We start from the raw sequence: 18,450 nt of genomic DNA on the forward strand, positions 1-18,450 counted from the left end.
CCGGAAGGGCAAGCGGGCAGTCATGGCGCGGGCACCGTGCCGGGCAGGGGGCCGGTGGGCTTGCGCATGGGGGCGGCCACGTCCAGCGGCACCCGCGCGAGCGCGTCCGGGTCTACCGACAGGGACAGCCCCTGCTCCACGCGCGCCAGGTACTCCGCCCAGGCGCGGGAGCGCTTCTCGCCCTCCAGTCGCACGCGCAATTCCTCGCGCACGTCGTCCAGGGTGAGGTTCAGCGCGGGCCGGCGCGCGCGCAGCTTGAGGAAGTGCAGCCCTGCGTCCGTCTGCACCACAGCGCTCAGCGCGCCTTCAGTTGCGAGCGCCCGCGCCGCCGCCGCCACTTCCGGCCCGTACGCGCGGGCCAGGGCGTCGTCGGAGAGGAAGCGCAAATCGCCATCCAGCGGCGCCGTGCGGGGCTCCTCGCTGTGCTCGCGCGCGAGCGCACCGAAGCCGGCGAAGTCGCTTTCAGGCAGGGCCTTCGCGCGCGCGAGCAGTGCCTCCGCGCGCTTCTTCGCATCCGCCACGCGGGCCACATCCGAGCGCGGCGCGGCGAGGAAGACGTGGGACACGCGCACGGCCTCGGGCCGGACGAAGTCCTCGCGGCGCGCGGCGTAGGCGGCCTCCAATTCCGCGTCGGTGACGTGGACGGGGGCCTCCTCCAGCTGCGCGCGCATCAGCCGATTCACGAGCGCGCGCTTGGTGGCCTCCACCACCTCGGGATCATCCTGGAGCCCGCGGGCGAGCGCGTCGCGTACCAGCAGCTCGAAGCGGGCCATGGACTCCACGTACTCGCGCCGGGCCTGGGGGGCGAGGTAGCGCTCGCGCAGGGCGGGGCTCTGCTCCTCGAATCGCCGGGCGAGCTCCTCCGCCGTCACCGAGTCGCCACTCCAGCGGGCCACCGCCTGCCCTCCCGCCTGCCGCGTGTGCCGCAAGTCCAGCTCCGCGCGGCCCTCGCCGGGGGCGCGGCCGCACGCGGCGGACACCAGCAGGGCGAGGGGGATGAGGCGGGCGGACACGGACATGCGCAAGGGGCTTCCCGGTAGCACGGCGAGGAGGGCCGGACAACCCGGGGGGAAGGGCCCTGTGCGCCGCCTCACGACCGGGTCGCGTGCGCGGAGAGGAACGCCTCCACCAGGGGGAAGATTTCGTCCGGGGCCTTGCGGCCGAGGATGAGGTCCGCGTGCCCGTAGTCCGCCCCGAAGCCATGGGCCCGGCCGGCGACGAGGAACTTCACCGGACCGCCCAGGGCCTCCTTCGCGCGCGCCACCGACATGGGCGGGGCGAGCAAATCCTTGCTCCCGGCCAAGAGCAGGAAGGGGATGCGCACCCGGGACAGGGACTCGCGGTAGTCGAAGCCGCCGTCATACGAGGTGAAGCGGTTGGTGGAAATCCAGCGGGCGAACTGGCGCCCCACGCCGCCGGACACGTTGGCGGGCACGTTGGCCAGCGCCTTGCGCACCACGTCCGGCTCCATGTTCTCCGCCAGCATCATGTACCGGCTGAGCGGCCCCGGCGGCGCGCCGAAGAGGGCGAGGCTCGTCACCCGGCCGGTGGGGATGACCTTCAGCTGCAACAGCGGCTCCACCTTCTGGATGAAGGTGCGCAGCCCCGGCTGCACCGCGAAGGTGAACGGGCTGCCCAGCACGGCCGCCGCGCGCACCGGGGCCTCCGGGTTCTTCGCCAGGTGCGCGTAGAGGGTCAACCCGCCCTTGGAATGACCGACCCAGAGCACTTCCTTCGCACCTGTGGACAAGACGGTTCGCACCGCGGTGCGCACGTCGTGTTCCGCCTGATCATCAAAATTGAAGTCCGTGCACTCGCCCGCCAGCCCCCGGCCGCGCAGCTCCAGCACCCACGCCTCGAAGCCCGCGCGGGCCAGGTAGCGGGCCATGCTGTACTGCTCGTCGAAGTCCAGGTGGAAGCGGTTGGCGCCCAGGCCGTGGCACAGGATGACGGGCTCCGCGTAGCGCCGTTCTCCTCTCGGGTGGTAGCGCCCCAGGGCAATGGCGGCGCCGTCGTCCGTGGGTACACGATACAGCTCGTCCGGCCGGAAGCTCAGCGTCAGCAGCCCCTCCTTGCCGCGGGCCACCGTCCGCGAGAAGAGGTCCGCCATCCGTCCCAGCCGCGCTACCTGTCTGCGTGTCACCCAACCAGTCTAAGCCCGTCCGTGGCGCCATGCTGTGTTGAATGGCCACCCTCACCTACTCCCGGCAGGGCTGTTGCAGGGAGATGTGCGCGTGATGGCGGGAGGACGCTGCATGAGGCAAAACCGGGCTTTCAAGGAAGCGTTGTCCTCCTTCATCGCCACCGTTTTTCCCACAGATACCCTCCTGCGTGCCCTTCGCGAGATGGAGCGGCACCAGGTGCGGATGTTGGGGGTGGTGGGTGAGGGGGGTGGGTTGTTGGGATTGGTGAGCGAGGCGCACATCCTCGCGGCGTGGGGGGATGATCCCCTCTCGCCAGTCTCCCGGGTCATGGCGAGGGTGAAGCCTCCGCCCCGGGAGCGGACGCGCCTGCGGCTGTTGAGGTTCCAGTTGCACCTGCCACGGCTGCGCAAGAAACAGCGCGGCCCGGCGGCCCCGGCGACCGGGAAGGAGTGAGGCGTCCGGCCGGCGGGGGCGGTACAGTGCGCCCGCCGTGTCGGACGAAACACCCACCTGGTCTGTCTACATGCTGCGCTGCTGCGACGGCACGCTGTACACCGGCGCCACCAACGACCTGGAGCGCCGGCTGGCCACCCACGGGCGGGGTCGCGGAGCCGCCTATACGCGCGCCCGCCTGCCCGTCACCCTGGTGTGGAGCGAGTCCGTCGGGGACCGGGGCGCGGCCCTGCGCCGCGAGGCCGCCATCAAGCGCCTGTCCCGGGGGGACAAGCTGCTGCTGGTGGCCGCCCGGAGGAAGCCTCCCGCGCGCCGCCGGAAGTGAGCCCATCCGACGTTTCCCCTGGGACTGGCGAGCAGGGATGACTACCGGTGTTGGACCTTTCAGCCGGGCGTGTGACTTCCATCATGGATTCCAGGACTTTTCCGGAAGGTGCCCCGATACACCCGAGCGTGGGGACGCGTTAGGGTAGGACCATTCTTCGCAGGGGGAAGTCCATGTCTCGGTCGTCTTCGGGAGTCATCGTGGCGCTGGCGCTGGGGGCCATGAGCCTCGGCTGCCTGGTCAACCAGCCGCCGGAGGTCACGGTGGGGCCGCGCCCGAATCCTCTCTCCGTGTCGCCGGGGGGCGAGGTGTTGCTGGAGCTGGAGGTGGTGGACCCGGACGGGGACGAGATGCAGTACGAGTGGGTGCAGATTCCCGCCGAGCCCGCGGGCCACTTCAGCGACACGCACGCGCGCAACCCCACCTGGATTGCGCCGCAGGTGTCGGAGACGTCGACGTTCAACATCACCGTCACGGTGACGGACAACGAGGGCGGTGGCGTGCTGGGCACCACGCCCCCGGTGCTGGTGCGGGTGCAGTAGTCGTCAGGCGGTGGCGCTGGGGGTGGCAGGGGGCGGCGTCGTCCCCGCCTGCTCCCGGGCGCGGCGGCCGGCGCGGCGCACGAAGAGCACGCCGAGGATGAGCATGACGAGCGCGCCAATGCCCGCTCCGATGGCCTGGTAGGTGAGCAGCGAGGACGTGGTGCCCCGAATCACCTGCGGCAGGTTGCACACCGTCTGCGTGGCGAAGGGCGTCTCGTTGTACCAGCCGAGGAAGGCGGGGCCGACCAGCGAGGCGACGACGATGCCCAGCAGGGCTCCCGCGAGGACGAAGTTGAACAGTGTCTTGGCGGTGTTCATGGCAGGCACCTCGGCGGGTTGACGTCGGGCCGTGCTTAATATGCGCACGGTGCGGTGGCCAGGAATGGGACGTGTTAAAGGGGGGGCGTGCCGCTGCTTCCGCTCGCCATCCTCTTCGGTCTCATCGCGCTGGTCTGCGCCGTCACCCTGCTGATTCACGCGTTCCGACGGAGCGTGGGCACGGGCGTCATGGTGCTGCTCATTCCCTGCTACGTGCTGTTCTATGCGTTCAGCCAGTTCGAGCATCCGCGCAAGGGACTCATCGTCGCCGGCTTCATGGCCAGCACTGTGCTGGCGGCGGTGTTCCTGGGGCTGGGCGCGCACGGGCTGAGCGAGCTGTCCTCCCACGTCCCGCCCCCGGGCTTCTGAAGGCACTCCGCCTGTGATGTCCACGCCTGGCGGGGCCCGCTGCGCCACCCACCCGGACGTCGCGGCGGTGGCCACGTGCGCGCGCTGCGGCAACTTCCTGTGCGGCGACTGCACGGAGGTGGTGGGCGAGTCCCCCTACTGCGAGCCCTGCGTGGTGCTGCTGCGCCGCGAGGCCCGGCCGTCGCGCGTGGTGCAGGGGGCGCTGGCGCTCAACGTGCTGGGGCTCTCGTGCCTGCCGTGCTCGCTGGCGCTGCCGCTGCCCACGCTGGTGGCGGGAGTGGCCGGGCTGGTGCTGAGCACGCGCGAATTGCGGCGCATCCGCCGCGGTGAAGGCCCCGAGAAGGGCCGCACGCAGGCGCAGGTGGTGCTGGGGCTGGGCGTGCTGAACGTGGTGCTGTCCGGCCTGTGGCTGCTGTGGCTGCTGCTGCCACGCGGCGCCTGAAGGCGTCACACGCCGCGCGCGTTCGGGTCCCAGAGGTACTTGTGCATCTGGAGCTGGAAGCGGACGGCGAGCCTGTCGTCGATGACCCACTCGGCGAGCTGGCGCGGGTGGAGCTTGTCGTAGACGGTGGAGAAGAGGATGCCGTAGGGCTTCTGCAGCAGGCGGTGCTCGGCGATGAGCGCCTTGGACCAGTCGTAGTCCTCGCGCGAGCCGATGACGAACTTCAGCTCGTCATTGGCGTTCATCGACGTGAAGTTGCGGTAGTCGTTGCGCGAGTGCTCGCCCGAGGACGGCGTCTTCATGTCCACGATTTTGTGGACGGCCGGAGGCACGAGCCGCACGTCGATGGCGCCGCTCGTCTCGAGCAGCACCTTGAGGCCGGCGTCGAGCAGGCCCTGCATCAGCGGGTAGACGCCGGGCTGGAGGAGGGGCTCGCCGCCGGTGACTTCCACGTTGGGGGTGTTGAGGGCCTTCACCTCGGCGATGACGTCCGCGTTCTTCCGGCGCTGGCCGCCGTGGAAGGCGAACTCGCTGTCGCAGTAGGTGCAGCGCAGGTGGCAGCCGGTGAGGCGGACGAAGGCGCAGAGCAGGCCGGCGTGGGAGGACTCGCCCTGGACGGAGAGGTAGACCTCCTTCACCACCACGGAGTCAGCGGTGGGGACGAGGCGGGGCTCGATGTGCGGGCGCGCGGCGGGCATGGCTTCTTGCTTCGTCTTCCGGATGCGTCGGGGAGGGGCGCTTCAACCGCACTGTGAAGGTGAAAGCAAGTGCGGACCCCTGAAGACGGACGGTAACGGGCTCGCTGACGCCCGGCATTCCCGGGCAGGGAAGCGGGCGGGCCCTCTGGAGGCGGCTCGCCTTCAGGGCGTTGCGGGTGGGCCCTTCACGCGCTCGACGAAGGAGTCGATGAGCTGGCGGGCGATGCTGATGCGCGGGGGGATGCGGGGGAGGTTGTCGGGGGTGAACCAGTGGGCCTCGGCGATTTCCTTGGGGTCCACCTGGATGTCGCCCCCGGCGTACTCGGCGGTGAAGCCCACCATGAGCGAGCGCCCATAGGGCCACGGCTGCGAGCCGAAGTAGTGGATGTTCTTCACCTCGATGCCGACCTCTTCCTTCACCTCGCGGGCGACGCACTGCTCCAGCGTCTCACCGGGGTCCACGAAGCCGGCGAGCGTGCTGAACATGGGCTCGGGGAAGGTGGCGTTGCGGCCGAGCAGCATCGTGTCGCCGCGGGTGACGAGGACGATGATGGCGGGGGCGATGCGCGGGTAGAAGGGCGTGTGGTCCACCGGGCAGCGGCGGGCGCGCTCACCGGGGACGAGCTGGGTGGGCGTGCCGCAGCGGCCGCAGAAGCGGTGGGTGAGGTCCCACTCGGCGATGGAGATGGAGCGGCCCACCACGGCGAAGCGGACGTCGTCCAGGCGCCGGTAGAGCGAGCGCCCGGGGACCTTCTTGAAGCCGTCGGGCGGGGTGAAGTCCTCCGGGAGGACGGCCGCGTAGCAGTCCTGCCCGTCGAGGGCGCCGAGGTAGTGCGCCTCGGTGGCGAGCTCCGGGAAGGCCGCACCGGTGGGAATGGAGACAGCGCCCTCGTGCTCCTGGACGAGCACGTCCATGCCTCGGGCGAGGAAGAGGAGGGCGCCGTCGCGAGGACGGGCGGGCGGCTCATGGCCGGGGACGAAGTGCGGGGCGGTGCTCACGGGGGCACCTTAACGGGCGCGAGGCCGGTGTGCAGGTGTCCCGTGCTTCAAGGCTGGGAAGCGGCGGCCAGTGCGCCCTCGCGCGGGGTGAGGGGGCTCTCCAGGGCGATGCGGGCCAGCTCGTCCTTGCGCGCGAACCAGACGCCGGGCTGGCGCTTCGCGTAGGCGATGAACTCCTCGAGTACGCGTGCGCGGGCGGGGCGGCCGCCGATGCGGTCGTGCATGCTGATGGACATCATGCGGCGGCGGGTGGCGGACTCGGCGAGGAGGGCGTCGAACTCGTGGCGCAACTCGCTGGCGAACTGGTCCGCGCTGAAGTGGCGTTCCTCGAAGAGGACGATGTCGTTGAGGCCGAGCGTGTAGGGGACGACGGCGAAGGGCTTGCCATTGACGGGTACGAGGAAGGGCTCGTCCCGGCTCACGTCGTCGATGTGGTAGAGGAAGCCCAGCTCCTGGAGCAGCGGGAGCGTGTTCGGCGTGCCGCGCAGCCAGAAAGCGTTGAAGCCCACGGGACGGGTGCCGGTGGCGCGGAGGATGCTCTGGATGTTGGCCTCGTAGGAGGCACGCTCCTCCTCGCGAGTCATGGAGAACTGCGGCGTCCACGTCTGGCCATGCGCTGCGGCCTCGTGGCCTCGCTGGACGACTTCGCGGGCGAGCGCGGGGTTCAGGTCCACGGCGGCGCCGACCATGTGAGATGTCACCTTGACGCCCTGGCGGTCGAACACGTCGAGCAGCCGGGGCAGGCCCTCCTTGTAGCCATACGCGTACCACGTGGAGGTGGGCAGGTCGGGGTAGCGCGAGTCGATGGGCGGGAAGGGCCCGCTCGCGCCGTGCTCGGGCTGGGCACCGGCCTCGAACTGCATGGAGATGGAGATGGCGAGCCGGGCGCCGTTGGGCCACGCCTCCGCTTTGCGGGCTCTCGGGGCGGGACGGGGCGAAGCAACGGAGGTCGCGGCGACGGCCGCGCCGGCCACGGCGGTCTGGGTGACGAACTCACGGCGGGACAGGGACATGGTGGGACTCCGATTCGGATGGGGTTTCAGGCCCGGCTCGGGTGGGAGGCGGAGAGGGCGCCTTCCGGACGGCGGGAGCGCAGCAGGCCGTCAACGGTGAAGCGGGCATCGGCGGCGCGGGAGAGGAGGACGTAGTAGGCGAGCGCGTAGCTGAGGTGCAGGCCCACGGCGCTCCATTCCTGGCGCAGGCACTCGCCGAAGGTGAGCGACGCGAGGACGACGCCTCCGGCGACGAGCGCGAGGCGCAGGCGCAATCCCAGCAGGATGCACAGGCCCACGGCGAGCTCCACGAAGGGCAGGCCCACGGCGAAGGCGCGCACGCTCCACTCCGGCAGCGGTGTGTTGGCGAAGCCCTGTACCAGCGCGTCGGCGAAGCTGCCGGGCGCGCCCACGCGGACCAGGCCATGCACGGTGAGGTTGGTGCCGAACACGAGCCGGAGCACTGCGTGCGCGAGCTGGCGGTCACTGAGGTGGCTCGGGGCGGTGTCGTGATTCTGGAGACTCATGGTTCTCCTCCTGTGTGGAGCGGTGATGTCTCTTGAATGCGCCACGAGGTCCGGCTTGAACAGGCGTCAGGGATGCACGACATTCGTGCGCGAGGAGCACGAATCATGGCGAGCCGGGACCGCTTCGAGGCGCTGCGGACATTCGTGGAGGTGGCGAGGGCGGGCAGCATCGCCGGGGCGGCGCGGGCGCTGCGGCGGGTGCCGTCGGCGGTGAGTCGCGAGCTGGCGGCGCTGGAGGAGCGCCTGGGCACGGAGCTGGTGCAGCGCACGACGCGGCGGCTGCAGCTCACGGCGGCGGGGGAGCGCTACCTGGGGCACGCGCGAGGCATCCTCGAAGCGCTCGACGAGGCGGAGCGGGACCTGGCGGAGCAGGGAGTGCCGCGAGGCACGCTCCGTGTCTCCGCGCCGGTGCTCTTCGGGCAGCACGTGCTGGTGCCGATGATGAATGAGTTCCTCCGAGCGCATCCGGCGGTGAGCCTGGAGTTGGTGCTGGAGGACGCGATGGTGGACTTGGTGGAGGGCGGCGTGGACGTGGCGCTGCGCATCGCGCCGAAGCTGGAGCCGAGCGCCCTGGTGATGCGGCGGCTGGGCATGCAGCCGTACGTGCTGTGCGCGAGCCCGGGCTACCTGCGCGAGCAGGGGACGCCGAGGCGGCCGAGGGAGCTGTCGGGACACGAGGTGCTGCTGCCCCAGCGAGGCCCGGCGGCGCGGCCGCTGGAGTTGCGGCACGCAGGGCGGACGCAGGAGGTGCGCCCGCCGAAGTGCCGTTTCCGGTGCAACAGCCTGCCGGCGCTGCACCGGGCAGCGCTCGAGGGAATGGGCATCGCGGTGCTGCCCGAGTACCTCGTCGCGAAGGAGCTGGCGTCCGGAGCTCTGGTGCGGGTGTTGGCCCCGTTCCGTCCCGCACCGCGCTTCGTCTCCGCGGTGTACCTGCGCCGCACCGCGATGCCCGCGCACGTGCGCGCGTTCCTGGACTTCATCGCAGCGAAGGCGTCGGAGCGGTTCCCGGCGACGGAGGAGAAGTGAGCCCCGTCCCTTCTCGGAATACTTTGCGTGGGTATCAGCCCACCTGGCCTCAGCCACGGTGTCCTTCCGACGCAAGGACAAGGGGATTGCCCATGTCACTTCACCGTGCGGTGTCGGTGGTACTGCTGCTGGTTCTGGGATGCGCGAGCCCGCGCGTCATACGCCTCGATACTGGCGAGGGTCGACCTCTGGAATACGTACCACCCACCTGGGACAGGTCGGTTGGGGTGGACAAGCGCGATTTCGAGCACGCACTCGCGCGGCTGGTGCTGGAGGTGCCCATGTCACTCCGGCCATCCGAGGCGGGCTTGTTGGTGCGTGCTTCGACCTACGGTGCCACGCTGGATTCGACCTGGCACGGTGTGCTGCGCAACCACTACGGTCGATGGTGTAGGGCACACGAGGCCGTCGGTGACTGTCTCTCCCTCTTGGAGGACGGGCTGCACTTCAGTCCCACGGACAAGCTGTCGCTGGCGCTGGGCATGTCGCTGGAGCCGATGCGGGAGAGCATTGGCGAAGCCGTGAGGGACACCCTCAATCCTCAATTCTTCTACGCCGTGGTGGTGACGGGACTCGCATCATGGGTGGCGCTGGCAGCGGCACCCGAGCCGGTATTCACGAAGGCCGCGGCCGTGATGGCGGCGGTGGTCATGGTGTACCTGGGCATTGATGCGTTCCTGTCGGTGGTGAAGGCCTGCTTCGAGCTGAAGCAGGCTTCGGATGCAGCCAGGACATTCCAGGAGCTTGAAGAGGCTGGCGTGCGATTTGGCGGCGTTCTGGGGCAGCAGGGGGCACGTGTATTCGTGCTCGCCATGACGGTGCTGCTGAGCAAGGGCGTGACGGGAGGTGCGGCGGGGCTGGCCTCGCGGATGCCAATGCTCCCTGCATTCACGGAGGCCTCCGCGGTAGGCGCCTCACAGGTAGGCCTCAACCTGGCGGCAGTAGGAGCTGTCAGCGCGGTCTCCATCACCGAAGGAAGCCTCGCGCTGACACTGGCACCCGGAGCTGTCGCCATGGCTGCCCTGGGCCCGAACCATGGAGGCGCCGCATCCGGTGCCGTGGGGTTCAAGGCCTGGGGCTCGTCCAGCGGGCTGCGGAAGGCCCTGGGGTCCGCGGGGCCGGGGCGGCAGTGGCACCATGTCGTCGAGCAGACACCAGGCAACGTTCAGCGGTTCGGGCCGCACTCGCTTCACAACACCCAGAACGTCATCCCGCTGGATACGTCTCTGCATGAGAGAGTGAGTGCGTTCTATTCCTCGAAGCGCTTCTTCATCACCAACTCCGAAACGTTGACGGTACGGGAGTGGTTGAGCACGCAGTCCTTCACTGCCCAGCGCGACTTCGGGCTGATGGCCATCCAGAACATCCAGAAAGGAATCTGGCGGTGACTCTCGAGGAACTCGTCGAGGAGTTCGCACGGCACGTGGCCGCGCAGTCCGACGCCATCCTTCAGGGGGATGCCAGGACCGGAAACAAGCACGCGGGCCGCTACATCGCCGCATTCAAGAAGCTGCGTGCCGCAGGCGACGCTGGCAGGGATGCACTGGCTGTGTTGCTGACACATCCTCGGATGGATGTGCGGGTCGGCGCCGCTGCATGCCTGCTTCGCTACCGCACCGAGGATGCGAAGGCGGTGTTGATGGCCGCCGCCAGAGGCGAGGGCCTCGCTGCGTTCGAGGCCGCGCAGGTGTTGAAGAACTGGGAGAGCGGCACGTGGGGCCTGGACCCCGTGTAGCGCTCCGGGGCTGCCGGAGCGCTCACCCGAGCCCTCACGTCCCCTGCTGAATCAGCTCCACGCGGTACCCGTCCGGGTCCTCGACGAAGGCAATCACCGTGGTGCCGTGCTTCATCGGCCCCGGCTCGCGGACCACCTTGCCCCCGGCCTTCCGGATGGCGTCGCACGTGCCGTGGATGTCATTCACGCCCAGGGCAACGTGGCCGTACGCCGTGCCCAGCTCGTACTTCTCGACGCCCCAGTTGTAGGTCAGCTCCAGCGCCGGGTGCGCGTCCTCGGGGCCGAAGCCCACGAACGCCAGCGTGAACTTCCCATCCGGATAGTCATGGCGGCGCAGCAACTTCATCCCGATGACGCGGGTGTAGAAGTCGAGCGACTTCTCCAGATTTCCAACGCGCAGCATGGTGTGCAGGATTCTCATGCGCGCTTCATAACGCCCCGGACGCGTCGCGTCTCGGCACTCCAGGGCCATCCGTCCCGAGCTGTCCGCTGCCCCGCACGCAGTGTCAGTTCGCTGTCTTCGCCGGCACCGTGAAGGCGCCTGCCTCCACGCGCGACTCGGTGAGGGGCCGCCCGTCGGGCCCACGGGCGCCGATGCGCGAGCCATCGCCGCCGGCGTGCCACAGGCCCACCAGCACCTTCCACTCGCCGGCCTCCCAGTCCGTCGTGGACACGGCGAAGGCGTCGCGCAGGAGCGTGTCCCTCGGAGCCTCGCGGAGGAAGAAGGTGCCGCCCAGCACCGCGTGGTCCGCGTTCTTCCGCTTGCTGCCCTCGGGGCCGGGCAGGTGCACGAACACGCCGGCCGAGCGTGGCACCGGCCCCGTCACCCGCCAGTAGAGCACCATGTGCAGCAGGCCCTCCGCGTCCGGCGTCGAGGGCACCTCCGCCGCGACCAATTCCACCGGTGCGTCGAAGCGCACGTCCAGGCGCCGCGCGAGCGGAGGCAGCGAGGCCACCTGCATCGACGAGCCATCCGGATTGCGAGGCACCGCCCGCGCCACCGGCTCGCGCCACGCCGTCAGCAGCGCGGCCCAGACGAACAGCGGCACGGACGCCACCATCAGGGCTTCCGGCCCCAGTCGATGCATCCGCCCCCGCGAGCGCCACGCGAGGAAAACCAACCCCACCCACGCGAGCGCCGACACCACCGTCCCACCGATACCCGAGCGCGGCAGGAAGCGCAGCACCACGCGGTGCTCGCCCGCCGGCAGTTGCACACCGAGCAGCCCGTCCCGCGACACCACCTCGCCCACCGACGCCTTCCAGCCCGGGTGCCAGTTCTGATTCACGAGAAGCACCGCCGGCCGCGTCGCCGCCACGTCCACCTCCACGCGGTTGGGCGTCCACTCCACGCGGCGCGCGGTGCCGGACGCCGCGTCCTCCAGATACTCCTCCTGTGGCAGGTCTCCGCGCAGGCGCTCGGACATGGGCACCGGCCACGCTTCACCACAGGCGATGGAGCCCCGGTTGATGGCCACGAAGTACCCCTGCGCCCACCGGTTGCCACGTGCCTGCGCGAAGGGCCGCTCCGCTTCAGGCGGCGTGGGTGGAGGCTCGGCGAGCAGCGTCGCCCAGTGGGTGAGCCGGGTGAACGCGTGGACCTGCACGCCCCAGCCCGCCACCACCAGGCCACACGCGAGCGCCGCGCCCCAGCTCCAACGAGGCGAAGGCGAGCGCCCCGCCCGCACCAGGAGCATGGCGAGCCCCAGCGCGGCCAGTTCAGCGATGAAGAGTCCCGCGGGGACGAGGAAGCGCTCCGGGTAGCGCAGCGTCCCGAAGATGGGCAAGAGCCGCAGCCCCGCGAACAGTGAAGGCTTCGCCGAGTAGCCCGCCGCCATCCACACGCACAGCGCCCCCAGCACGAAGGGGTACAGCGCGCGGCGGCGGCTCAGCACCACTGCGACGGGTACGAGCGCGAGCGCCACGGCCATGAGGAAGAAGTTGCCCGGGTTGCTGTGCCCCGAGGACGCCGGAAGCTCGAGCAGCATGCGCCCCAGCGTCTCAATCGAATGCCCCGGCGTGCCCGCCATGACGCGCGGCGAGGAGCGCATCGTCTCCAGCAGCGGCCACAGCCGGTACGCGCACGCGGCCAGGGTGAACAGGGCGGTGGCTCCCAGTCCCCACAGCGCCGTGCGCCACCGCGCGGTGCCGCGCATCCCGTACAGCGTGCGCCCCGCCTCCAGCGCGACGAAGAGGGCACCCATCGGCACCGGGTACGTCCCGCCGAAGCCGAGCAGCAAGGCGAAGACGCCCGCCACCAGCGCCGCGCCTGCCACCTTCCCTCGCGCGGCCTGGTAAGTGCCCACGAGCAGCCACGGCAGCAGCAGGAAGCCCGCGAAGTTGAGCCAGCCAATGGACCACGACAGCGCGGTGAACCCAGTGAGGCCGAACAGCGGCGCCGCGCCCAGTGCCCCTAGCGCGGAGCCCACGCGCCGCCGCGCGTAGCGGAAGAAGCCCTCCATGCCGAGCACGAGGAAGGCCCACAACACCACCGGCTCCGCGCGTCGAGCACCCAGTGCCGCGGACACCAGCAGCGTCGGTGACGCCACGCGCGTCTGCGGACTGCCGAGCGCGTACTGCCCGCCGCACGACCATGGGTTCCACAGCGGCAGCTGTCCGTAGCGCGTCAGCGTGCGCGTGCCCGCGTCCTCGTACGAGTGCAGCAGGTGTGAGTCGCGGAAGTCACTCAGCGCTCCGGCCCGCGACAGCGGGTACCAGCAGGCCACGAGGGCCAGCAGGCCGAAGAGGGCCAGGCGCGGGCCGGGAAGCGAGGCGGCGTGGTGGGCGGCGCGGAGCAGCCGTCGGGAAGGAGGCGTCATGGGCGGAGGCGGGCGCGCTTCAGTCGTAGAAGGGCCGGGGCTTGCACGGGCTGGCGGTGGCCTTGCGTGGAGGTTGGACGGGCGCCGAGTGCAATTCCGCGTCGATGGCGTCGAACACGTCCGTCACCGGCACCCCGCGCTTGCGGGCCTCGCCCACGGCCCAGCTCCGCTCGGAGGCGCCGAAGTCGTCGTCCTGGGACCAGTGGTCTCCCGGAAAGGAATGGCGCGAGCGCAGCCGCCAGCCGGGCTCCTCGGTGGCGGCAGCGCGGCCCACCTCGGTGCGCTCGGCGGGGGACAGGCGGCGCTCGGCCCCGGGCACACGCGAGGTGGCGGCCCGCACCACCGCCGTCGCGCCACACAGCGCGAAGGCCAGCCAACCCGCGAGCGACGCGCGCCTCCAGAGGGAGCTCATGGAGGCGCTCCTACTCCAACTCAGCCCCGGTCGTCCTCTTCGGCGTCACCGTCCAGGCCGTGCGGCCCGGAGAGCACCTGGTGCGCGTGCTCCATCATCTCCACCACGATTTGACCCGCGGGCTGCACGCCTTCGATGCGCGCCATGCTGGCGCCGCTGGCGGGCATGCACATCTCCTCCAGGTCGCCCTCGGTGCCGGGCGTGGGAATGAAGGAGCAGAACTTCGGCATCGGGAACGGCGCGTTGCCGCCCGGGGCACCGGGGAACAGCGTCGTGGTGCCGATGCGCTCCGGCGGAGGAGGCGGCGTCGGGATGCGGTCCTCGCGGCCGGCCCACTCGCGCACCACGCGGTTGCGCAACACACGCATCCGTTGGCCCGGCCACTCCGGGCCGAAGAGGGTGGTGAACTCCGAGTCGCCCGCGTCACCGTCCACCAGTCGCTGCTTGAAGCCCGCGTGCGCGTAGGCCTCCACGGAGGCCACCATGCGCGTGCCCACCCAGACACCGTCGGCGCCGTGGAAGAGGGCGCGCGCCGCGCTCAGTCCGTCGGCGATGCCACCAGCGGCCAGCACCGTCACGTCGCGGGCCAGCGGGCGCAGCTCGCGCACCAGCTTCAGCGTGGACACGGTGCTCCGGTTGTGGCCGCCGGCCTGCCGGCCCTGGGCGATGAGTCCGTTCGCGCCCCAGTCCAGCGCCTTCCTCGCCGCCTCCACCGAGGGCACCTGCATCCACACCTTCGTGCCCGCGGCCTTCAGCGCCTTCACCCACTCCGAGGGCGGCGTGTCCCAGTGGAAGGAGACGACGGGCACGCGCTCGGCGATGCAGGTGTCGATGTGCTCGCGCGTGGTGAAGTCCTGGCCGCCCGCGCTCGCGACGATGAAGTTCACCCCGTACGGGCGCTTCGTGCCTGCCTGGATGGCCTGGAGGCGGGCGCGCAGGAAGGGTGCCGGCTCGGGCGCGACGCCGAGCATGCCGATGCCGCCTGCTTCCGACACGGCAATGACGAGCGGCGGCAGCGCCACGAAGCCCATGCCCGCGCTGACGAACGGATAGTGAACGCCCAGCTCGCGCGTCAGCCGCGTGTGCAGCGTGTTGCCCTGCAGCACGTAGATGGGCCGCCGGGGTCCGTCGGCGGTGTCGTCTGCCTCGGGCGCGCTGTCTTCCGGGGAACGTCCATCGTTCGTGCCGTTCATCGTGTCTCCTGGAGGTGCCGGCGAATCGGGATTTCAGAGGTTACCAGCACCCCCGTGGATCATGCGCATGGGTGGGGAAGACGCCACCCGGGTTGGTGGGCGGGTGACAGCTGTCCCACCCTAGATGTCGAGCGCCTTGCGCATGTGCCGATGCGGAATTCCGACCTCGGTGAAAGGCTCTCCGTAAACGGCATAGCCGAGGCGCTCGTAGAAGGGGACGACGGGCCCGCGCGCGTGGAGGTGGACGTGGGTGAAGCCCCGGCGGCGCAGCTCCTCTTCCAGGGAGCGCACCAGCCGGGCGCCCAGTCCCTGTCCTTGGAGGTGGGAGGCCACGGCCATCTGGAAGAGGCGGCCGCCGTGCGCGTCCTCGGGGTTGAAGAGGACACATCCCAGCACGGTGTCGCCCTGGTGCGCCACGAGGTGGAGGCTGTCCGCTTCGAAGGGGAAAGCCACCTGGGCGCGGGTGAAGCCGAGCGGCTCGCGCAGCACGCGGAAGCGCAGCTCCAGCTCGCCCGCGTACAGGGCGTGGCCGGGGTGGATGAAGCTGAAGGACAGCACGGCGTCGGACATGGCAGCGGTCAGAAGGTGCCGGTGAGCTGGAGGGTGAAGGTGCGGCCGTACTGAGGCACGGGGGCGATGGAGTTCTCGTCCGACACCGGCAGCGTGTAGCGCGTGTCCAGCAGGTTGTGCACGCCGGCGAAGTAGCGCAGCGGGCCGTAGTCGCCGGAGAGGCCGAAGCCGACGAGCAGCGCCTCGCCGCTGTCGGCACCGCCCGGGCCGTCGGCGCGCGCGCTCTGGTAGGTGGCCTGCGTGGCCAGCCGCATGTCGCCGCCGCCCAGCGGCATCAGCAGCCGCCCGGAGACGAGGTGCGCGGGGGCCGCGGCGGTCACGTCGTCGGTGGCGTTCTTCAGCGTCACGTACGAGTAGCTGACGTCCACCAGCAGCCAGCGGCCCGGCTGCCAGTGCACGCCGGCCTCCGCGCCCCAGGCCAGCGTGGTGTCGTCGGCGTTGACGAAGCGCAGGCACGCGGTGGTGCCGCAGTCGCCGGAAGGGGTCTCCTCCGCGCGGAGCTGCACAAGGCTGGAGATGCGGTTGTGGTAGCCGGCCACGGTGACGCGCAGCTCGTCCGTCAGGTCGTGCGAGTGCTCCAGCTCGAAGGTGGTGATGGTCTCCGGCTCCAGCGTCTTGGCGGCGCCCTGGGAGATGCCGTCCGCGTAGTAGAGCTCGTAGACGTTGGGCGCGCGGAAGGCGCGGCCTGCCACCAGCTTGGTGAGGCCCGCGTCGTAGGGCCGGGCGATGAAGGCCAGACGCGGCGTAATCGGCGTGGTGTCCAGGTCCAGGTACTTGTCCAGGCGCAGGCCGGCCGAGACGCTCAGCCGCGGGTGCAGCTGCCACTCGTCGAGCAGGTAGGCGGACACCAGCGTGCGGTTCTGCGCGGGCAGCTCGTCGCCGGCGGCCGTCTGCCGCACGCGCAGCTGCGCCTGTCCCTCCACGCCGAGGGTGAGGCGGTTGCCCTCGAAGAGGCCCAGGCGCGCGCGCGCCTCGGCGGTGAGCCAGTCCGCGTCGCCCTCTTCCCGGGTGGGCCCGCCCTCTGCCTCCGGGTAGACGTAGGTGCCCTCGTAGCGGCTGAGGTCGAACGCGCCGCGCATGGACAGGCTGAAGCGCTCGGAGAAGTCGCGCTCATAGCGGGCCTCGGCGAAGGCGCGCAGGTCCTGCACGATGTTGCCCTTGACGCCCGGCACGGTGCCGTACGGGGCGGTGGGCAGCTCCTTGGAGCGGACGTTGAACACGGCCTGCGCGGAGAAGTTACCCAGGCGGGCCTTCAGCGAGCCGCCGGCCGTCTTCTCCGCGTCCAGGCCGGTGACGATGAGGTCGTTGCTCCCCAGCCGCGTGGTGTCCGCGCCCGAGGCGCTCAGGGCCGCGGCGCTCACCAGCACGGAGCGGTCGCCACTCTCCCATGCGGCGGTGGCGTGCCCGCGCGTGGTGCCCAGCGCGCCCACCGCGCCGGTGACTTCCAGGCGGTGGTCCGGGCCGAGCGACTCGCGCGGCACCACGTTGATGACGGCGAAGAAGGCGCCGGTGCCGTACAGGGCGGAGCCGGGGCCACGCACGACTTCGATGCGCTCCACCTCCTGGAGGTCCACGCTGAGGTCATGGGCGGCATAGCCCTGGCCGGCCCAGACGTCGTTCATGGAGTGGCCGTCCCAGAGGATGAGGACGCGGGTGTTGAGGTCGCCCGGGGGCGAGAAGCCGCGCACGCCCAGGTAGGTGTACGTCCGGTCGTCGGTGAGGAAGATGCCGCGCACGCCGGAGAGGGCCTCGGCGAGGGTGCGCCAGCCGAAGGCGCGCAGCTCCTCCTGGGTGAGCACGGTGGTGGAGGCGGGGGCCTCGTCCACGGACACAAGGCTCTTGGACGCGGCGCGCACGGGAGGCGGCGCGTAGCGCAGCTCGGCGTGGACCTTGACCTCCTGGTCGGCCACCACCGTCACCGTCTGGCGCAGCGGGCGCACCTCGCGGCTCTCGACCTCGAGGGTGTGCTCGCCCTCGGGGAGGGTGACGACGGTGGGGGTGAAGCCGGTGGGCTTGCCATCCACGCGCACGGCGGCGCCGTCGCGGTTGGCGGTGACGACGAGCCGGCCGGTGGGGCGGTCCTGCACGCGCAGGGACACGGCGAGGGGCACGTTGCCGTCGGGAGGCACGTCCACCACGTACTGGCCGGGGGCATAGCCGGGGGCGCGCACGTAGAGGACGCGCTGGCCGGGGGACAGGCGGGCGCGCCCGGGCAGGCGGGCGATGACGGGGCCGTTGGGGGAGTCGCGCACCTCGGCGCCCTCGGGGGTGCCGGACAGCTCCACGCCGCCGGTGATGAGGACCAGCTCGAAGGTCTGCTCGGCCTCGCGGCCGCGCACCAGGGAGAGGGTGGCCTCGGCGGAGCGGTAGCCGTCCTTCTTCACCATGACTTTGTGACGGCCGGGTGTCAGCGCGAGCGTCTGGGGCGAGCGGCCGCGGCTGCCCAGGTCCATGCGGTCCACGAAGACCTCGGCGCCCTTGGGATTGGTGGTCACCTTGACGAGGGCCACCTTGGGGCGGAGCCGCTCCACCGAGCGGGAGACCTCGGCGGCATCGTCGGAGGGGAGGTCCTCGGTGAGCAGGTCGTTGTAGTAGCGGTACGCCTCGTTGAACTTGTTCAGCGCCTCGAAGCAGCGGGCGATGTTGAAGAGGACGTTGCGGTTGGGGACCAGGCGGTAGCTGGTGAAGTAGGAGCGCAGCGCCTCGGCGTACTGGCCCCGGGCGTAGGCGTCGTTGCCGAGCTCGAAGGCGATGTCGGCCTCGTCCGCGTTGTTGTCCGCGAGCACGGGGCTGGACAGGAGCAGGAGCGACAGGAGGAACAGGCCGTAACGGGAGGGAAGCATGGCGCGGCGGCCATTCTTCCCTCTCTGGGAGGGCAGGTCCATG

At 70.8% G+C, this 18,450-nt stretch carries 21 protein-coding genes; 8 read left to right on the top strand and 13 right to left on the bottom strand.

The features are described from left to right. Positions 1 to 20 precede the first annotated feature (20 nt). Positions 21 to 1,019 carry a peptidylprolyl isomerase gene (locus G4D86_RS30775; RefSeq protein ID WP_163997646.1) on the bottom strand — a complete coding sequence of 333 codons (999 nt, stop codon included), beginning with the start codon at positions 1,017 to 1,019 and terminating at the stop codon, positions 21 to 23. 71 nt (positions 1,020 to 1,090) lie between these two features. Further along, on the bottom strand, positions 1,091 to 2,110 hold the full coding sequence (locus tag G4D86_RS30780; protein ID WP_163997821.1) for an alpha/beta fold hydrolase: 1,020 nt from the start codon (positions 2,108 to 2,110) through the stop codon (positions 1,091 to 1,093). A 145-nt stretch (positions 2,111 to 2,255) separates the two neighbouring features. On the opposite strand from G4D86_RS30780, the gene G4D86_RS30785 reads away from it, so the two are divergent. From G4D86_RS30785 to G4D86_RS30795, 3 genes are all read left to right on the top strand, one after another. Continuing rightward, entirely contained in the window at positions 2,256 to 2,597 is a 342-nt protein-coding gene (locus tag G4D86_RS30785) for a CBS domain-containing protein (RefSeq protein WP_205519863.1), read from the top strand. 70 nt (positions 2,598 to 2,667) lie between these two features. After that, positions 2,668 to 2,922 carry a GIY-YIG nuclease family protein gene (locus G4D86_RS30790; RefSeq protein WP_163997822.1) on the top strand — a complete coding sequence of 85 codons (255 nt, stop codon included), beginning with the start codon at positions 2,668 to 2,670 and terminating at the stop codon, positions 2,920 to 2,922. Between the two features lie 173 nt (positions 2,923 to 3,095). Continuing rightward, positions 3,096 to 3,464, top strand: a complete 369-nt coding sequence (locus tag G4D86_RS30795) for a hypothetical protein (RefSeq protein ID WP_240360552.1) — start codon at positions 3,096 to 3,098, stop codon at positions 3,462 to 3,464. A gap of 3 nt (positions 3,465 to 3,467) precedes the next feature. Here G4D86_RS30795 and G4D86_RS30800 read toward each other — a convergent pair whose 3' ends face one another. Next, a complete protein-coding gene (locus G4D86_RS30800) occupies positions 3,468 to 3,782 on the bottom strand; it encodes a hypothetical protein (protein WP_163997648.1) in 315 nt (104 codons plus the stop codon). Positions 3,783 to 3,869: 87 nt separating this feature from the next. Here G4D86_RS30800 and G4D86_RS30805 point away from each other — a divergent pair, with 87 nt between their 5' ends. Together G4D86_RS30805 and G4D86_RS30810 are read left to right on the top strand one after the other, a co-directional pair. Further along, positions 3,870 to 4,151, top strand: a complete 282-nt coding sequence (locus tag G4D86_RS30805; RefSeq protein WP_163997649.1) for a hypothetical protein — start codon at positions 3,870 to 3,872, stop codon at positions 4,149 to 4,151. Between the two features lie 16 nt (positions 4,152 to 4,167). Continuing rightward, the gene (locus tag G4D86_RS30810) at positions 4,168 to 4,593 is read left to right on the top strand and encodes a hypothetical protein (RefSeq protein ID WP_163997650.1); all 426 of its coding nucleotides are present in this window, start codon (positions 4,168 to 4,170) and stop codon (positions 4,591 to 4,593) included. 5 nt (positions 4,594 to 4,598) lie between these two features. Here G4D86_RS30810 and G4D86_RS30815 read toward each other — a convergent pair whose 3' ends face one another. The 4 genes from G4D86_RS30815 to G4D86_RS30830 form a co-directional block, all read right to left on the bottom strand. Further along, positions 4,599 to 5,291: a radical SAM protein gene (locus tag G4D86_RS30815; RefSeq protein ID WP_163997651.1), complete on the bottom strand. Its 693-nt coding sequence runs from the start codon at positions 5,289 to 5,291 to the stop codon at positions 4,599 to 4,601. Positions 5,292 to 5,453: 162 nt separating this feature from the next. Then, positions 5,454 to 6,290, bottom strand: a complete 837-nt coding sequence (nudC, locus tag G4D86_RS30820) for an NAD(+) diphosphatase (protein ID WP_163997652.1) — start codon at positions 6,288 to 6,290, stop codon at positions 5,454 to 5,456. A gap of 47 nt (positions 6,291 to 6,337) precedes the next feature. After that, positions 6,338 to 7,303 carry a polysaccharide deacetylase family protein gene (locus tag G4D86_RS30825; RefSeq protein WP_163997653.1) on the bottom strand — a complete coding sequence of 322 codons (966 nt, stop codon included), beginning with the start codon at positions 7,301 to 7,303 and terminating at the stop codon, positions 6,338 to 6,340. A gap of 26 nt (positions 7,304 to 7,329) precedes the next feature. Beyond that, the gene (locus G4D86_RS30830; protein ID WP_205519871.1) at positions 7,330 to 7,809 is read right to left on the bottom strand and encodes a MauE/DoxX family redox-associated membrane protein; all 480 of its coding nucleotides are present in this window, start codon (positions 7,807 to 7,809) and stop codon (positions 7,330 to 7,332) included. 105 nt (positions 7,810 to 7,914) lie between these two features. Here G4D86_RS30830 and G4D86_RS30835 point away from each other — a divergent pair, with 105 nt between their 5' ends. The 3 genes from G4D86_RS30835 (at position 7,915) to G4D86_RS30845 (ending at position 10,570) form a co-directional block, all read left to right on the top strand. Next, positions 7,915 to 8,835: a LysR family transcriptional regulator gene (locus G4D86_RS30835; protein WP_163997654.1), complete on the top strand. Its 921-nt coding sequence runs from the start codon at positions 7,915 to 7,917 to the stop codon at positions 8,833 to 8,835. A 92-nt stretch (positions 8,836 to 8,927) separates the two neighbouring features. Further along, a complete protein-coding gene (gene sitA5 / locus G4D86_RS30840; protein ID WP_163997655.1) occupies positions 8,928 to 10,223 on the top strand; it encodes a SitA5 family polymorphic toxin in 1,296 nt (431 codons plus the stop codon). Next, positions 10,220 to 10,570 (top strand): DUF2019 domain-containing protein, encoded by a 351-nt coding sequence (locus G4D86_RS30845; protein WP_163997656.1) that lies wholly within the window; start codon positions 10,220 to 10,222, stop codon positions 10,568 to 10,570. Before sitA5 ends, G4D86_RS30845 begins: the two co-directional genes overlap by 4 nt. Before the next feature lie 34 nt (positions 10,571 to 10,604). On the opposite strand, the gene gloA is transcribed toward G4D86_RS30845, so the two are convergent. From gloA to G4D86_RS30875, 6 genes are all read right to left on the bottom strand, one after another. Then, positions 10,605 to 10,991: a lactoylglutathione lyase gene (gene gloA, locus G4D86_RS30850; protein ID WP_240360553.1), complete on the bottom strand. Its 387-nt coding sequence runs from the start codon at positions 10,989 to 10,991 to the stop codon at positions 10,605 to 10,607. 85 nt (positions 10,992 to 11,076) lie between these two features. Then, complete coding sequence (locus G4D86_RS30855) at positions 11,077 to 13,389, bottom strand: hypothetical protein (RefSeq protein ID WP_163997658.1); 2,313 nt, start codon at positions 13,387 to 13,389, stop codon at positions 11,077 to 11,079. A 19-nt stretch (positions 13,390 to 13,408) separates the two neighbouring features. Next, positions 13,409 to 13,801, bottom strand: a complete 393-nt coding sequence (locus G4D86_RS30860; RefSeq protein ID WP_163997659.1) for a hypothetical protein — start codon at positions 13,799 to 13,801, stop codon at positions 13,409 to 13,411. Positions 13,802 to 13,821: 20 nt separating this feature from the next. Continuing rightward, on the bottom strand, positions 13,822 to 14,994 hold the full coding sequence (locus G4D86_RS30865; RefSeq protein WP_163997660.1) for an NAD(P)H-dependent flavin oxidoreductase: 1,173 nt from the start codon (positions 14,992 to 14,994) through the stop codon (positions 13,822 to 13,824). A gap of 120 nt (positions 14,995 to 15,114) precedes the next feature. Continuing rightward, positions 15,115 to 15,564 (bottom strand): GNAT family N-acetyltransferase, encoded by a 450-nt coding sequence (locus G4D86_RS30870; RefSeq protein WP_163997661.1) that lies wholly within the window; start codon positions 15,562 to 15,564, stop codon positions 15,115 to 15,117. Positions 15,565 to 15,572: 8 nt separating this feature from the next. Then, positions 15,573 to 18,407 carry a TonB-dependent receptor domain-containing protein gene (locus G4D86_RS30875; RefSeq protein ID WP_240360554.1) on the bottom strand — a complete coding sequence of 945 codons (2,835 nt, stop codon included), beginning with the start codon at positions 18,405 to 18,407 and terminating at the stop codon, positions 15,573 to 15,575. Positions 18,408 to 18,450 lie beyond the last annotated feature (43 nt).

The organism is Pyxidicoccus caerfyrddinensis (genome assembly GCF_010894405.1).
GTDB classification, from domain to species: Bacteria; Myxococcota; Myxococcia; order Myxococcales; family Myxococcaceae; genus Myxococcus; species Myxococcus caerfyrddinensis.